At 43.3% G+C, this 305-nt stretch carries 1 rRNA gene; it reads left to right on the top strand.

Annotated elements, in window-relative coordinates:
- Positions 1 to 146: 146 nt before the first annotated feature.
- A 16S ribosomal RNA gene (locus tag ACNQ0T_RS23700) occupies positions 147 to 305 on the top strand; the annotation flags it as partial.

The following is a 305-nucleotide window of genomic DNA, read 5'->3' as shown; positions in this document are numbered from 1 at the left end:
GGCACTCACAGGACACTATCAAAAAAATATTTGATTTTAAGTCTTGAAGAGTGACTAACACGTTAATTCATATATATGAACTAATAGGTAATTTGGTTTCTTCGGAAACCAAACGACAGTAAACATTCTTTGAGCATCAAGCTTTTTAATTGAAGAGTTTGATCATGGCTCAGATTGAACGCTGGCGGCAGGCCTAACACATGCAAGTCGAGCGGTAACAGGGGAAGCTTGCTTCTCGCTGACGAGCGGCGGACGGGTGAGTAATGTATGGGGATCTGCCCGATAGAGGGGGATAACTACTGGAA

The sequence above is a fragment of the Enterobacter cloacae complex sp.6700776 genome (assembly GCF_048284255.1).
Lineage (GTDB): Bacteria > Pseudomonadota > Gammaproteobacteria > Enterobacterales > Enterobacteriaceae > Enterobacter > Enterobacter intestinihominis.
Note: the sequence above shows the minus strand (reverse complement) of the source record. Positions and strands in the feature narration are given on the sequence as shown.